Origin of the sequence: Halorubrum sp. SD690R, from assembly GCF_005435035.1 — an archaeon.
GTDB classification, from domain to species: domain Archaea; phylum Halobacteriota; class Halobacteria; order Halobacteriales; family Haloferacaceae; genus Halorubrum; species Halorubrum ezzemoulense.
Map to the genome: position 1 here is coordinate 49,939 of NZ_SGTV01000013.1, position 13,902 is coordinate 63,840.

Below are 13,902 nucleotides of genomic sequence, written 5' to 3' on the forward strand. Positions count from 1 at the left end.
CGTTAAGTTTGGCGTGAATTGTGGTAGACGGCGAGGGCTTCGAGCCAATTTTGAGCTGTCTCTAACGCGACATTGCTGAAACTATTCGCAAACGATGATGTTCGTCGTTCTATTTCCCAAAAGACACGTTCGATGGCATTCCGATTTCCATGTCGAATGACTTGAAATCGATAGCCGTCGTCAGCGAGAACAGATCCGAGATAGTCTGCGTCATCGACGAGAAATTCCACGTTATCGAGCTGGTAACGCCGGTGGAGCTCGGTGAGAAACCATCGCGTCGTCTGTTTATTTGCGGTCGGATAGAGACTCACGTGAAGGATCTCGTTCGTCTGTGGATCAACCGCGCCGTACAGCCAGAACTTCTGGCCGTGGAGGCGGATCATCTTTTCGTCAACCGCGAGTTGATCCTCTGAGACGGTCGAGATCGGCTGTAGATCGGCTTTATGAACCCAGTTATGGATCGCGACGTGGCTCCGAACGATCCCAAACCTTTCGAGATGCTTACTTACCTCACGAAGTGACATACCGGCCAAGTGACAGCGGATCCCTACTTCAATCGCCCATCGCGGCGTTCGATCTCGCTCCACAAACGACAAGTCAATCCACGCGATACGTTTGCTGAGGCGCTCGGTTTCGGCCATAGACACTCTGAAGTCGAGCGCCTCATCCTCTAACTTAACGCGACCAGTTGGTCTGCCATCCATTTTTTCCAGCCTTCCCGAGCATCGATTCCCAAGTAGCGAACATCGTCGTGTCTTCGACGTACGCATCGAACCCATCTTCTGGTATCTCTTCGAAGTCTTTCTCGTCCTCGACTGTCCATGGGCTTTCCTCGAAGAACTCCTCGATGTCGCCGAAGTCAGAGAATGAAGGTTTGCCATGGCAATGAGGTCGAGTTAACGGCGAACGTGTGCTCACCAGACGGCTCGTCTGAAACGACCGCCGGGGTCACGCTAAGGTATAGCGTCGGTGCCGCCGGAGCGCATAGCGGTAGGAACCATACGAAACGCCGACCGTCAACAGCAGATACGTACCGAAGAGCACGCCGAACACGGGCGTTAACACGACGTTTCCGGTGACCGCGAACCACGTCACGAACAGCCCGAGAACCGTTCCGCCACCCACGACGAACAGGTACACCATTATGACGAGCGTCGACGGAACGACCGTTTCCGTCCCCCAGAACTCGCGCTCCTCGTAGATCGGATACGCCGAGCCGATACCGACTGCAAACATCGCCGCAGTGAGACACATCACAACTCCAACGGCGGCAGTTGCCACCGCCTCAAGCACCAGTATCCCGAAACCGATCGAGACGAGCGAGCTGAGAACAGCGATCGGCACTCCAATCGCAACGCCGGCGAGGAGCCGTCCCCGGACGAGATCTGCGGATGATGTCTCGGTGAGAAGGAGGAACGGTAGTTGTGGCCGCTCGTCACCGAGCGGGTTCAACCCGAAGGTAGCGCCTGAGAGGTATGTCGCGAGAACGACGCCGCCCCCAGTGATGAGGGGTCCGAGGGCGTCGCCCGAAAACTCGAGAAACATCGTCCCGAACGGTGCGATAAAAAAGACGGCAATCAGCAGATGACTCAACTCCGCCGGATCACGGCGACCGCGCACGAGAATCCCCCACGCGATACGACCGGGTTTAGTCCATGCAAACGGTCGTGGGGCAGAGAATCCGCCGCTCGATCGCCGCACCTGCGTCGACGCGTTGTTGTCGACCGGATCGGTAAACCAGAGCGTAGAAACCTGCCTGGTCGAGACGGCGAGACCGACCGGCGTGAGAGCGAGTAACGCCGCGAACACCGCCACCGCCTCCGGAGAGGTCGGTCTGGAGACCGGTGTTCCGACGAACGCGAGCGCAACGTATTCCACGAGGGGATCGAACGCTACTGTCGACAACAGCCGTTGCACTGAGAGGTCAGATTCGACGATGAACTGCCCGGCGAACTGTGACGCGACGACGAGTCCGACCATCGCGAGGATACCGACCGCTTTCAGGAGACGGCGAAGGCTGGGGAGTTTCCGCAGGAGTCGCAGCACAGCAATTCCCCCGGCGTACCCCCAGACGGCGGCACAGCAAACGAGCGGCAGCGCGACTGCCCCGCCCGAAGCAACGAGCAGCGGCGAGCCCATTCCGAGTGCGAATGTGACGACCACTGCCCCGACCGGGATCCCGAACCACAAGGAGAGCCGTCCTACCTCCGCTGTGATGAGTCCGATAACGACTGCTCGCGGGTGAACCGCCAGCAGGACGAAATCCGCACCGTCGATGTGTCCGAGCCGTTCGAGGGTCCGAAACACCGATATCGACAGGAGACCAAAGGGGATGAGCGTCGCAGCGGGCGCGAAGAACGGGACCGCCGTCACGGAGCGCGCGGTTTGCCCGAGCACGTACGCCGTCGGCAGCGCGAACAGGAGCGCGCCGCCGAAGAACAGCGCCGTGAGCAGGAGTCCAAGGACTCGACGGGGGTTTCCGAGGTACCCACGGAGGCTTCGGACGAACTCCGCTCGCCCAATTCGGAGCCCGTGGCGAACGTCCTGTCGGACGCTCATTCTCTCCGAGAGGCCGCGTCCGTTTCGGGTTCGCTCGTGACGGCGAGGAACGCGTCTTCCAGGGATCCACTCTCGCCAGTCTCCGCACGGGCCTGTACTTCGGTGGGCGTCCCCTCGGTGACGAGTCTCCCGTCAAACAACACCCCGACCTCGTCAGCGACGGCTTCGACGACTGGGAGAATGTGTGTCGAGAGGAACACCGTGGTTCCTGCGTCGGCGAACGCGGTGATCGATTCCCGAATGGTTCGCGCCGCTCGGGGGTCAAGCCCCGATGTCGGTTCGTCTAGATACAGGACGTCCGGTTCGTGCAGGACGCTCTGTATGAACGCGGTCTTCTGTTTCATTCCCTTCGAATACCCGTCGATCCGCCTGTCCGCGTCACCGGCCAACCCGAACTGGTCGAGGTACTCGCCGATGCGCTCGTGGGCAGCGGACCGCGAAATGTCGCGAAGGTCGGCGACGTATTCGAGCTGTTCGCGGGCGCTGAACTCGTCGTACAGCGGTGGCGTCTCAGGGAGATAGCCGACCCGACCGGCGATCGCACGCCGGTCGCTCGGGTCGACGCCACAGACGCGTACCGATCCGCTGTCCGGATCGCTGAGACCGGTAAGGAGCCGCATCGTCGTCGTCTTCCCCGCACCGTTCGGGCCAAGAAAGCCGTAGACGCTCCCGTGCTGGATGTCGAGCGTGAGACTGTCGAGAGCGACTTCTGAGCCGTAGCTCTTCCGGAGATCGGTCGCCAGAATGGCGGATTCGTCGTGGGTGGAGGGCATACGTAACGGATGTCATTTCCCGAACCGGTCGTCTATGCGTTTCGGAATCATCTTCCGATTATACGTATCGGGAGTGATGCCGCATGGGTAGATAGCGACGTGATTAGGGGGCGTAGTCGCTCCTGTACAGCCTTGGAGGATGGAATTGATGCGTGCCTTCTGTTCGATTCATCTGTTCTGGATCGAAATCGAGACTGATCTCTCTTGTCTGCTCTGCGCTGGTTCTACTTCCGGAATATCCCAGACGTCGAGTTCTCTGTCCGGCAGAACGTACGCCTTGCGGTGGATTTCAGTTTCGTCTGTTCGGCCGCTCGATCCTCTCTGCGGCCTCGATTTCGTCTGTCTTCTCGACTTCGGCGAATAGTTCTCGGTATGCGTCGGGCTCAAAGAGGTTGTTTCGGTCGAACAGCTCGCGAGCGGCGTCGGTCAACTGAAAGAACCGGTATGGATGACCCCGTTCGAGCCCCTCACGATCCCGTTCGATGGCCTCGATCAGTCCCACTTCTTCCAGCCGGATGAGATGGTCGGTGAGCGTCGACGCTGCGATACTCGGATTGTAGTATTCGAGTTCTTTCTTCGAGGGCGCGCCTTTCGGGTGACCGACGATGGTCCCGATGATATTCGCACGGGTCGTGTCGTCGAGGGCACTCAACGCTGCGATCGGATCGAGTCCGGCTGAACTCTCGGCTGGCGTGAGCGGGGTGGCGTCAGGCCGGGACATTGTGTATCAGTGTTTGTCTCCCGGCCAGATAACTATTTCGGTGAAAGTCGAAGTGGTAGCCAGAGTGCTTGCGTATTCCACTTCCGGTCGGATTTCCGTACCGTTAGGTGGCGGTGGTGAATCCTATCCAGTATGACCAACGACGACGCTACCCGTGCCGCCATCGACAAATTGGGTGATCAGCCGGGAGAGACGCTCACACCAGAACGGATCGAGGCAATCCAGACCGCGATGCATGAGGGCCTCGGACGATTTATCAACAACACGTCCTACTTCGTTCTCGGTTCCTACGATGAGGAGGAGCGGCCACGATTGGAGGCTGTTCGCGACCAACTCGCGAGCGATGCCGCAGCCTCGGACTCCGATGACGGAGTCAACGCGTTCCTGATGGACGATATTCTGGATGTCTCGGAGTTCTTCACGTCGAAATTCAAGCTACTGGTTAGCTACGCGGACCATATCGTGGGGGTGTACGAACATTCTCAGGGCGGGCACGCGTGGGAAGCGGGTTACATCGATCAGCCGACCTATCGGAAACGGACGCGGGCCTTCTATCGAATTTACGAGACTGAGGAGGAACAGTACGCGGCCTACGACGGGATGTTCGCACACTATCTCCTCTCGATGGAGCGCGTTGACCGTGCGTACACGTGGACGACGCCCGAGGAACTTCGCGATTGTGTGGCGGACGCCTACGCACCCGATTGATGCCGATTCAATCCAAAACTGGCCCATCCTCTGAGACCGTGAATTTCCACAATCTTGAGGAATAGATCTTGATGCGTTCCTTTCACTCGACATCATCCATACAGTCTTATTCGAGAGATACACCAGACGACACAAATCCGTACGCAACCGAGAACGACTATGATCGAGTCGCTTCTCCGGATTGACGTCGTCCTCTTCGTTCTCATCGGCGTGCTCGGCGGCGCACACTGTATCGGGATGTGTGGGCCGTTAGTGACAATGTACTCGAAGCAGATGACGCCGCAGCCAGACGGCGGGACGGTGACAGCCAACGACGGGCGTGCCGGTCATCTCACGACCTACGAAGTTCGCCAGCACTTCCTGTTCAACGTCGGCCGGGCGACCACGTACGCGATTCTCGGGGCCGTCTTCGGCGCGCTCGGAAGCGTCGTGTTCGTCACCGCTGACCAGCTGACACCGATCGCTGACCTCCTGCGAGGTGTTGTCGGTCTCGCGGTCGGAGGGTTCATCGTGGCGACCGGCGTTCGGTACGTCATCGGCGGAAGCGGAGGCGACATTCGAATACCCGGCGTCCAGCGCGTCACGTCGTGGCTCGCGGCGAGAGTTCACCGACACGTGAACAGCCCGAGTATTGTCGGTCTCGGCGCCGTCCACGCGTTTCTTCCCTGCCCGATGCTGTATCCCGCGTATTTGTTCGCCTTCGCGAGTGGCTCTCCGACCACCGGGGGAATCGCTCTCGGCGCCCTCGGCATTGGGACGATTCCAGCCGTCTTCCTCTATGGGACGATTATCCAGTCGATCGATGTCGTCCACCGGCGTCGTGTTCATCGGCTGCTCGGCGTGGTGTTCGTCGTACTGGGGTACGTGCTGTTCGCGCACGGGCTGATGGCGCTCGGCGTTCACCTCCCACATCCGATGCTCCCGCATTACCAACCCCTCGGCGGCGGGATGGGACACATGGGGCATTGACCGGGACCGACTCCCCTCCGCGCGCTCGACACGCAAGGCGGTCTCTCCGGTGTCACCACGCCCGGGAAACGACGAAGGCGATCTGCCGGTCCGGGAGCGATCACGCGGTGGCCACTCGTTCGAGGTCGTTGACGAGCCGCTCGATGTCGGTTCGCGGGCCCCGTGGGTACGCCCGCTCGATGATCCCTTGCTTATTAGCGAGAATGATGAGCCCGTAGTGCGGGAAGCGATACTCTAGATTCTCGAGGTCATCTGCCGGTTGCTTCTCGATCTTCAGCCCGAAGTGCTCGTCGTGTATCCCTTGGGCCCGCTCGTAGGTCTCTGGGCGTAGGAAGTGCCAGTTACCCGCGTCGAGGTCGACCCCCTGCTGGCCGGCGTACCCCCGGAGGACCTCGGTGGTGTCGCGCTCGGGATCGAACGTGATGGGGAGAAACGTGACTTGGTCGCCGTACCCCGCCTCGGCGGCGGCCTCCTGTCCGCGACGGAGCCGGAGAATGAGTGCTGGACACACTCCGTCCGGACAGTTGGTGTAAAATGATGTCCACAGCACCGCGCGCTCGCTCTCGAACTGGGCCGTCGATATTTCCTCACCGTGGATCGGGTCGGGGACAGTGAACTCAGGCATCTTGTCACCGTAGCTCGGGAACGACGCCTCGCTGAGGTCTTGCTCCGGCGGTCCGAGAATGGTTCCCTCGGCGCCACTACTGCCAAGGACACCAAGACAACCGGCAGTGCCGGCGGTGACTCCCGCGACGCCGGCCATTTTACAGAAACTCCGTCGATCCATACGCTCACGTATCAGTCTCGCGGTCTTGAGGTATCTGGTGCGACCCTCGAACGGGTTCAATGCGTCCGATCCGGGGGGATCCAGCCGGCCGGATCCTTATACAGAATCGAGGAGAATACCTGCGGCTTCAGCCGCAGGATGAATCCGACAATATACTTCGCAGTCCACCGTCTATCGCTGAGCCGGATATTCTCTTCCTCTAGATCCGTGCTTTTACAAGAGATACAAATATAAGAGATTATACAGGCGTTTCAGATGTTAGAGGCCCACAGAACTCACCGGGCGACAATCCGCAACCACTCACAGGTGGCGGAGTCACTCGACCGGCATGGGTGGTCGGCCAGCAAACTCTGGAACGTCGCGAACTACTACGCCCGCACCGTGTGGGATGACACCGGAGAGATCCCCGACCACAGCAGACTCAAAGACGAGTTGAAGATACACACCAACTACAAGGGACTCCACTCACAGTCCAGTCAGCGCGTTCTGGAGGAACTCGCTGAAGCCTTCACCTCGTGGTATGAGTCTGATGACGATCGGGATAACCCGCCCGGCTACCGCAAACAAAACTACTACGACTCGCAGGGTCGCTGCGTCCACGAAGAACACCCGCGCAGTACAGTCACGTGGAAACAAAACGGCATCAAACACGACACCGAAAACAACCGTGTTCGTCTCTCAAAAGGTGCCAATCACAAGGAACACCCCAAAGCATGGGAGTACATCCTTGTCGAGTACGAAACCCGGCCCGGCGTCACCGTCGAGAATCTACAACAGGTTCGTGCCGTCTACGACCGACAGAAGGGTCGGTGGGAACTCCATCTCGTCTGTACCGAAGAGGTCAAAACGCCCGACTCGCCCGGCGAGGAAACAGCTGGCGTCGACCTTGGCATCTGTAACTTTGCCACGGTCACGTACAGCACGGAAGAAGCTGACCTCTACCCCGGGAACCGCCTGAATCAGGACGGCTACTACTTCCCGAAAGAGATCGCAAAGTGCGACGACTCGGGTGGCGATCGGGCCACTCGACTGTATCACAAGTGGTCGGAGCGTCGCACCCACTTCTTCCATAGTCTCGCCAAACACATCGTTGAGCGGTGTGTCGAGCAGGAAGTTGGTCGGATCAACGTCGGAGACCTCGAAGGTGTCCGTGACGACAAGAACGGTGACGCGAAAAACTGGGGTCGGCACGGGAATCTCGATCTCCACGGGTGGGCGTTCAACCGGTTCACCTCGATCCTCGAGTACAAAGCGAAAGTAGAGGGGATCGAGGTGGTCGAAGTGTCTGAGAGCGACACAAGCAAGACGTGTTGTGTGTGTGGGAGAGAAGACGAGAGTCAGCGCGTTGAACGCGGGTTGTATGTGTGTGATGAGTGCGATGCTGCGTTCAACGCAGACGTGAATGGGGCGGAGAATATCCGTCTCGACATGAATGAAAGTAACTCCGAGTCTTCGGCCAGTTCGGACGAAGATAGGAGTACCGGCTGGTTGGCACAGCCATCGGTCTACCTCTATGACTTGTCCAGCGGATTCCAACCGCAGGCACAAGTGGTAGACTGCAAACCCTAATATCCCAATCCAGCGGTGCGATACCGTGGGATTCCTCCGCGTTCACGCGGAGGAGGATGTCAATCGAAGAGGCTGTCGACGGTCCGGATGAACCGGTCGACGAGCCGGTCTGGCAGCGAGGGCGACACCACCTCAAGCAACTCAGCCGTGCGGTTCGGGCGGGTCAGCGTGATCGTCATCGGACGGTCGCCGGACTTCGTGACGATTCCAGCGTCGCTTAGGTTCGAGACGTGCCACGAGACCGTGCTCCGCGCGAGATCCAATTCTGTGGTTAGTGTTTCTGGGCGACGAGGGCCGTCGGCATGGATCCGCAGTACGATCTCGCGGGCGGTCTCACGTCGAAGAAACGCGAGCGCGCGTCGTTCCCACGGGTCGAATGCGGGATCGAAGTAGTGGGCTCGACCGCCGATCCGCTCGACGGTCAACTCTTCGTCGTTCACCAGTCGCCGAAGGTGGTACTGCGCCTGTCCGGTGGCGATGTCCAGATCGCGTTCCACCTGGTTGAAGTGGACACCAGGCGTCTCGCGGACGTGTCGTCGCACCCGATCTCTGGTCGTCGCCATCGTGAGTATGCGCCCGTAATCGGCTGAGTGATAAAACCTGTCGGGGGCTTTCCTCCCATAAGAACGTTTTGCCCCGTGTCTTCTTATCACTCCCAACGCATACTGGCCAGTGTCGTGATCACGTCGCTCATCGTTCGGGCCGTCTTCTCGGCTCTCGTGCCATTGACCGTTCAGGAGTCGCCCGTACTGCTGGCCGTCATCGCGTGTGCCGGAATCGGAACGAGCGCGCTCTTCGTCGTGAGCCTCGTCGCGTATCGACGCCGCCAGACCGGCCAGTACCGACTGATCAGCGCCGCGGTTGGGGTGCTTGTTCTACGGTCACTGATTGGCGCTGGGACTGTTCTGGGAGCGGTTCCGATGCCGGTTCACCACTTCGTCGAACACAGCTTTGACTTCCTGATCGCTGCGATGATCCTCTACGCCGTGTACGCTCACGCCCCGGGTTCGCTTGGTGAGGATGTCACAAGCGACTAGCTTGGTTGAGTCCTAGCCAGCTCGACCCCAGTACATACCAATCAGCGCCAGACATCGTCCACTCCAGACCGATCTGTACGCTCGTTGATCCGGAGCGAACGTCTCCTGTGAGTGGTTTATGTCCTCTGGCAAACGCCGTTCGACAGTCACACCAGAACCGTATTGACTCTATATGAAGAACTATAGCTATGAAATCTGAACCTGACTCGCATTTGGTATCGCGTCGACAGGTCGTTCATACAGTTGGCTTGGGAGTCGTACTTGGAACGGCTGGCTGCGTTGGGGGATCCCCTGGATCAAGCCCTGAACCGGTAGATTTGTCGGGTCAAAAGACTGATTACCAAGGTGGAATGGTCATTGGAGACCATGGAGGCCCTAATGGGCAGGTGTTCTACGCCGATACAGAACCCGAACCCAGACAGGGGCCCGTCCAAGGCTCTGAAGGAACTGAGAACCTTGCTTGGTTTCACACGCTCGCACATGGTCTATTCCCGTACCATCTTAACCTGGTAGCTGACGGCGCGGAGGCGACCGCTGTATACGTCACGGACTACTCCCGTGTTGATTGGGAGATCCCTGAAGACACTGAGCGAAAGAAGATGCCAGCACCGACCGCCCCCGATACATTCGCCGATGCGTCGGGCCTCACATACGTCATCGAATCAGATGTAATGGGTGGAATGGGGCCAGATCTCATGCCGTTCTCGGAACCCAGCGAAGCTGAATCGTTCGCTGATAATTACGGCGGACAGACGATTGGGTACGACGACATCGATCGGTCACTCGTTGAGGGAATCCAGATGACGGGGATGAACTAATTGACCCTTCTCATAGTGAAGATAGTGAGAATCACACAGGTTCTAGTCAAAGAATCTGACACGGTCGATCAGGAGCTAGAATCCTTTTGTCCGGCAAAATCGTAGCTATTACACACGCGATGGCAACCTCAGAAAACGAATCGAAAGACACGCTAACCGTGTATCAAGAGCGGTTGGACGCACTCGATGCGACACTGGCATCGAAAATGGATCGTTGGAGTGTCCCAGCGTTGCGAGCCGCTGTCGGAGCGGTGTTCATTTGCTTCGGCGCACTCAAGGTACTCGGTGTCTCGCCAGCCGGTGACCTCGTCGCCTCTACGGTGTACGTTCTTCCGCCTGAGTTTTTCGTCCCGGTACTTGGCGTGTGGGAAGTGATCATCGGGATCTGTCTGCTCTACCCTCCGCTTACACGTGTTGGATTGCTGCTGTTGGCACTCCAACTTCCGGGTACGTTCCTCCCGATGGTACTGCTCCCTGAAGTCGTCTATACCACGTTCCCGTACGGGTTAACGGTCGAGGGTCAGTATATCGTAAAGAATCTCGTAATCATTGCCGGCGCACTCGTTCTGGGAAGTACTGTGAGGGACGAACCTGCGTCGGTGTGAACCAGACAATTAATTGCTCGTGCTGAAAGACGAGTTTTGAGCCGGAGCCGATGAATCTGAGACGTCATCATTCTCTCTGAGAGGAGCCTCGATCGACGACCAGTAGAAAAAAATAATAAATCTTAATATATATTGCCGGTTAAGTTGCTATATGAGCGTAGTAAGCGTCTCAATGCCTGAGGAATTGCTTGAGCGAATTGATCAGTTTGCCGACGACCACGGATACACTGGTCGGAGTGAGGTACTTCGGGAGGCGAGCAGGAACCTCATGGGTGAATTTGAGGACAAGAAACTCGAAGGGCGCGAACTGATGGGAGTGGTCACCGTGTTATTCGACTACGAAACAACGACTGTCGAAGAGAAAATGATGCACCTTCGCCACGAATACGAGGACATCGTCGCTTCGAATTTCCATAGTCACGTTGGCGGACACCACTGTATGGAACTGTTTGTGCTCGAAGGGTCTCTCGAAGAGATCTCGGCGTTTGTTGGGAAGATTCGAGCGACTAAGGATACTCTCACAATTGATTACTCCGTATCTCCAGTAGATGATTTCAGCCCGCTGGCCGATCTGAGCTGATTCTGCTTTTTTCCCTCGCTGAATTCACCCCATCTATACCAATATCTCCGAACCCCATCCAGCAAAAGTATTAATCTTGTTTAGAAGAATCACAGGTATTATTATAATTGCTTTTGATGTTAACAGCACTGATGACTCACATCTCGCGCCGAAGACTACTCCAGACGGGCGCAACCACGATTGCTGCGACGGGAGTCGCTGGCTGTCTCGGTCAGGGAGGCGGGTCCCTCGATTCCGTCACAGTCGCATACGTCCCGATTTACCCGAACATGCAACACTACGTGATGGAACAAGAGGGGTACTACGAGGACGTTCCGACGGATGTCACGATAGAGCGGTTCAGCTCCGGCCCCAGTGTTGTCAAGGCGTTCGCGAGTGGGGACATCGATGTCGCGCTCTTCGGCATCACCCCGGCAATGGTCCTCGTGGACAAGGGCACCGAGGCTGGTGTCCTCGCGGCGAATTCGAGAAACGGCTTCAAGATCATGGGGACGACCGAACTCGCCGATCTCTACGAACAGGAAGGGGCTGCCACGTTTGAGCGCTTCGAAGAAGAGCACGGGCGGAAGGTCCGATTTGGAGCACCGCCGGACGGGAGCGTTCCCGACATCGTTCTCCGGTACTGGATTCAGGAGGACCTTGACGTCGATGAGATGGACTCCACCATCAACAAGTCCAAGGTCCCGCCCGCGAAGGCGGTCCAGACCATCCAGTCGGGCGACATCGACGCGACGATCATCCAGGAACCGTTCGCGACGATTATCAGCCAAGCTGACGGGTTCGAGGAACTCGCCTGGTCCGGGAACATCCTGGACAACCACCCCGTCACGGTGCTGTTCGCGAACCAGCGAGTGCTCGACGACGATGAGGTCGCCCAATCGCTCGTCGAACAGCACGTCGCGGCGACCGAGTTCACGGGGAACTCCCCGGATGCCGCCGCCAGCCACGCTGCCTCGGTCATCGGCTCCGGCGTGAGTGAAGACCTCGCGACGGCCGCCATTGATTCGAAGGCGTCGGAGTTCATCTCAGATCCCCACGCGATCACCGATCAGGCCGCGACGATGGGAGAGTTCGTCACCAACGTTGGCAACATCGAGGAGCCAGTCGTGACCGAGGATCTGTTCGCGTTCGATCCCTACGACGCAATACAGTAATGAGCACGCAGACCGACACCAGCTCGAACGCGCTGACGGCCGAAACCTTCGAGGGGGACCTGCGGCGGTATCTCCGCGGCCTGGGCGGTCTCCTCGTCTTCCTGCTCGTCTGGTGGGTTGGCGCGATGACGACCCAGCCGTCGTATCTGGTGCCGGGCCCCCTCGATTCGGTGCGCGCGTTTATCGACCTGTTCGCGACCTCGACGGCGATTGTGGTCCCCGTTCTGGGATCGAGTCTCGTACTCCCGACCGGGCTTGCACATCTCGCGCAGACGCTGTTCCACTACATTCCCGGTCTCCTTCTCGGTGCGAGCTGTGGGATCGGTTTCGGACTGGCGATGGGCTGGAACGGTGCGCTCGACGACTGGCTGCGGCCGCTCGTCCGGGTGTTGCGGCCGATCCCGCCGCTGGCGTGGATCGTCTTCGCGATTGTCTGGTTCGGCATCCACCACACCGGCGCGGCGTTCATCGTCTTCGTCGGTGCATTTTGGATCAACTTCTACGGCGCGTATGGCGGCGTCGAGGGCGTTTCGACCGAACTGACCGACGCCGCGTCGACGCTCGGTGTCGAGCGCGACCTCTCGATGTTGAAACTCGTCGCGCTCCCGAGTGCGGCTCCCCAAGTGCTGACCGGATTCCGGACGAGCATCGGCCGCTGCTGGATGATCGTCGTCGGCGCCGAGCTGTTCGGCGCTCCCGGCGTCGGCTACGAGATTATCAACGCCTCGAACAACCTCGCGATGGCGACCAGCGTCGCGTACATGTTCCTGATCAGCTTGGCGTTCCTCTGTATGGACGTCGGGTTCCGCCTGCTCGAACAGAGGGTCCTCGCATGGCGCTGAGTACGGACTCATCCACCGACCGGGACTCCCGTGAGAAGATCGCTATCCGGAACGTCAGCCGGTCATACGAGTCGACGCACGCGCTCGATGACGTCTCGTTTTCGGTGTCGGAGGGCGAGTTCTGTTGTGTCGTCGGTCCGTCCGGGTGCGGGAAAACGACGCTGTTGCGAGCGATCGCCGGGCTTGACGATCCGGACGGCGGGTCGATACTGGTCGGCGGAGATCCGGTCACCGGTCCCGGACTGGACAGGGGAATGGTCTTTCAGGAGTACGCACTGTTCCCCTGGCGAACCGTCCGCGGGAACATTCGGTTCGGCCTCGACCGGCCCGCCTGTGACTGTCCCGATTGCGAGGCACGGGTCCGGGAGTTGATCGACCTCGTTGGGCTCGACGGCTTCGAGGACGCGTACCCGAAAGAGCTGTCCGGCGGCATGAAACAGCGCGTCGGTATCGCTCGCGCGCTCGCCCCCAATCCGGAGATCCTCTTGATGGACGAACCGTTCGGTAGTGTCGACGCTCGAACGCGCGACCGCTTACACGCGGAATTGCTCGAGATCTGGACGCAGACTGGACAGACCGTCGTGTTCGTCACCCACGACATCGACGAGGCAGTGACCCTCGCTGACCGCGTGATCGTCATGGATGCCGACCCGGGAACCGTACAATCAACGTTCTCCATCGATCTAGAACGCCCACGTGAACGGACCGCCCGCGACTTCGTGGACCACGTCGCACAGATTAGGGATGAACTCGGGAGTCCTGTCGACACTAACCACTAAC

General features: G+C 58.9%; 17 protein-coding genes. 10 read left to right on the forward strand and 7 right to left on the reverse strand.

Annotated elements, in window-relative coordinates; all coding sequences use genetic code 11:
* Positions 1-2 precede the first annotated feature (2 nt).
* The 5 genes from EXE41_RS09755 to EXE41_RS09775 form a co-directional block, all read right to left on the reverse strand.
* Positions 3-641 carry an IS6 family transposase gene (locus EXE41_RS09755; RefSeq protein ID WP_137690864.1) on the reverse strand — a complete coding sequence of 213 codons (639 nt, stop codon included), beginning with the start codon at positions 639-641 and terminating at the stop codon, positions 3-5.
* Between the two features lie 34 nt (positions 642-675).
* The gene (locus EXE41_RS09760; RefSeq protein ID WP_137690865.1) at positions 676-918 is read right to left on the reverse strand and encodes a hypothetical protein; all 243 of its coding nucleotides are present in this window, start codon (positions 916-918) and stop codon (positions 676-678) included.
* Positions 919-948: 30 nt separating this feature from the next.
* Positions 949-2,559, reverse strand: coding sequence for a hypothetical protein (locus tag EXE41_RS09765; protein WP_137690866.1), 1,611 nt, complete (start codon positions 2,557-2,559; stop codon positions 949-951).
* Positions 2,556-3,332, reverse strand: a complete 777-nt coding sequence (locus EXE41_RS09770; RefSeq protein WP_137690867.1) for an ABC transporter ATP-binding protein — start codon at positions 3,330-3,332, stop codon at positions 2,556-2,558. Before EXE41_RS09770 ends, EXE41_RS09765 begins: the two co-directional genes overlap by 4 nt.
* A gap of 289 nt (positions 3,333-3,621) precedes the next feature.
* Positions 3,622-4,053, reverse strand: coding sequence for an ArsR family transcriptional regulator (locus EXE41_RS09775; RefSeq protein WP_137690868.1), 432 nt, complete (start codon positions 4,051-4,053; stop codon positions 3,622-3,624).
* Between the two features lie 132 nt (positions 4,054-4,185).
* Between EXE41_RS09775 and EXE41_RS09780 the strand changes: the two genes are divergently transcribed.
* A complete protein-coding gene (locus EXE41_RS09780; protein ID WP_137690869.1) occupies positions 4,186-4,761 on the forward strand; it encodes a hypothetical protein in 576 nt (191 codons plus the stop codon).
* Between the two features lie 159 nt (positions 4,762-4,920).
* Positions 4,921-5,730 carry a sulfite exporter TauE/SafE family protein gene (locus EXE41_RS09785; RefSeq protein WP_137690870.1) on the forward strand — a complete coding sequence of 270 codons (810 nt, stop codon included), beginning with the start codon at positions 4,921-4,923 and terminating at the stop codon, positions 5,728-5,730.
* Positions 5,731-5,830: 100 nt separating this feature from the next.
* On the opposite strand, the gene EXE41_RS09790 is transcribed toward EXE41_RS09785, so the two are convergent.
* Positions 5,831-6,517, reverse strand: a complete 687-nt coding sequence (locus EXE41_RS09790) for an SCO family protein (RefSeq protein ID WP_137690871.1) — start codon at positions 6,515-6,517, stop codon at positions 5,831-5,833.
* 255 nt (positions 6,518-6,772) lie between these two features.
* Between EXE41_RS09790 and EXE41_RS09795 the strand changes: the two genes are divergently transcribed.
* A complete protein-coding gene (locus EXE41_RS09795; protein ID WP_137690872.1) occupies positions 6,773-8,086 on the forward strand; it encodes an RNA-guided endonuclease TnpB family protein in 1,314 nt (437 codons plus the stop codon).
* A gap of 59 nt (positions 8,087-8,145) precedes the next feature.
* Here the strand turns inward: EXE41_RS09795 and EXE41_RS09800 are convergent, their stop codons facing one another.
* On the reverse strand, positions 8,146-8,649 hold the full coding sequence (locus EXE41_RS09800) for a helix-turn-helix domain-containing protein (protein WP_137690873.1): 504 nt from the start codon (positions 8,647-8,649) through the stop codon (positions 8,146-8,148).
* A 114-nt stretch (positions 8,650-8,763) separates the two neighbouring features.
* On the opposite strand from EXE41_RS09800, the gene EXE41_RS09805 reads away from it, so the two are divergent.
* From EXE41_RS09805 to EXE41_RS09835, 7 genes are all read left to right on the forward strand, one after another.
* The gene (locus tag EXE41_RS09805; protein WP_137690874.1) at positions 8,764-9,123 is read left to right on the forward strand and encodes a hypothetical protein; all 360 of its coding nucleotides are present in this window, start codon (positions 8,764-8,766) and stop codon (positions 9,121-9,123) included.
* Between the two features lie 188 nt (positions 9,124-9,311).
* Positions 9,312-9,941 carry a nitrous oxide reductase accessory protein NosL gene (locus EXE41_RS09810; RefSeq protein ID WP_137690875.1) on the forward strand — a complete coding sequence of 210 codons (630 nt, stop codon included), beginning with the start codon at positions 9,312-9,314 and terminating at the stop codon, positions 9,939-9,941.
* Positions 9,942-10,060: 119 nt separating this feature from the next.
* Positions 10,061-10,546 (forward strand): hypothetical protein, encoded by a 486-nt coding sequence (locus EXE41_RS09815; RefSeq protein ID WP_137690876.1) that lies wholly within the window; start codon positions 10,061-10,063, stop codon positions 10,544-10,546.
* A 151-nt stretch (positions 10,547-10,697) separates the two neighbouring features.
* Positions 10,698-11,126: a CopG family ribbon-helix-helix protein gene (locus EXE41_RS09820; RefSeq protein WP_094519626.1), complete on the forward strand. Its 429-nt coding sequence runs from the start codon at positions 10,698-10,700 to the stop codon at positions 11,124-11,126.
* Positions 11,127-11,257: 131 nt separating this feature from the next.
* Positions 11,258-12,280, forward strand: a complete 1,023-nt coding sequence (locus EXE41_RS09825) for an ABC transporter substrate-binding protein (protein WP_137690877.1) — start codon at positions 11,258-11,260, stop codon at positions 12,278-12,280.
* Positions 12,280-13,122 (forward strand): ABC transporter permease, encoded by an 843-nt coding sequence (locus tag EXE41_RS09830; protein ID WP_137690878.1) that lies wholly within the window; start codon positions 12,280-12,282, stop codon positions 13,120-13,122. Before EXE41_RS09825 ends, EXE41_RS09830 begins: the two co-directional genes overlap by 1 nt.
* Positions 13,113-13,901: an ABC transporter ATP-binding protein gene (locus EXE41_RS09835; protein ID WP_137690879.1), complete on the forward strand. Its 789-nt coding sequence runs from the start codon at positions 13,113-13,115 to the stop codon at positions 13,899-13,901. Before EXE41_RS09830 ends, EXE41_RS09835 begins: the two co-directional genes overlap by 10 nt.
* Position 13,902: the final 1 nt, after the last annotated feature.

Coding starts and splice junctions, on each gene's coding strand:
- EXE41_RS09755 (WP_137690864.1), bottom strand. CDS start 641: ATGGCCGAAACCGAGCGCCTCAGCAAACGTATCGCGTGGATTGACTTG.
- EXE41_RS09765 (WP_137690866.1), bottom strand. CDS start 2,559: ATGAGCGTCCGACAGGACGTTCGCCACGGGCTCCGAATTGGGCGAGCG.
- EXE41_RS09770 (WP_137690867.1), bottom strand. CDS start 3,332: ATGCCCTCCACCCACGACGAATCCGCCATTCTGGCGACCGATCTCCGG.
- EXE41_RS09775 (WP_137690868.1), bottom strand. CDS start 4,053: ATGTCCCGGCCTGACGCCACCCCGCTCACGCCAGCCGAGAGTTCAGCC.
- EXE41_RS09780 (WP_137690869.1), top strand. CDS start 4,186: ATGACCAACGACGACGCTACCCGTGCCGCCATCGACAAATTGGGTGAT.
- EXE41_RS09785 (WP_137690870.1), top strand. CDS start 4,921: ATGATCGAGTCGCTTCTCCGGATTGACGTCGTCCTCTTCGTTCTCATC.
- EXE41_RS09790 (WP_137690871.1), bottom strand. CDS start 6,517: ATGGATCGACGGAGTTTCTGTAAAATGGCCGGCGTCGCGGGAGTCACC.
- EXE41_RS09795 (WP_137690872.1), top strand. CDS start 6,773: ATGTTAGAGGCCCACAGAACTCACCGGGCGACAATCCGCAACCACTCA.
- EXE41_RS09800 (WP_137690873.1), bottom strand. CDS start 8,649: ATGGCGACGACCAGAGATCGGGTGCGACGACACGTCCGCGAGACGCCT.
- EXE41_RS09810 (WP_137690875.1), top strand. CDS start 9,312: ATGAAATCTGAACCTGACTCGCATTTGGTATCGCGTCGACAGGTCGTT.
- EXE41_RS09815 (WP_137690876.1), top strand. CDS start 10,061: ATGGCAACCTCAGAAAACGAATCGAAAGACACGCTAACCGTGTATCAA.
- EXE41_RS09820 (WP_094519626.1), top strand. CDS start 10,698: ATGAGCGTAGTAAGCGTCTCAATGCCTGAGGAATTGCTTGAGCGAATT.
- EXE41_RS09825 (WP_137690877.1), top strand. CDS start 11,258: ATGACTCACATCTCGCGCCGAAGACTACTCCAGACGGGCGCAACCACG.
- EXE41_RS09830 (WP_137690878.1), top strand. CDS start 12,280: ATGAGCACGCAGACCGACACCAGCTCGAACGCGCTGACGGCCGAAACC.
- EXE41_RS09835 (WP_137690879.1), top strand. CDS start 13,113: ATGGCGCTGAGTACGGACTCATCCACCGACCGGGACTCCCGTGAGAAG.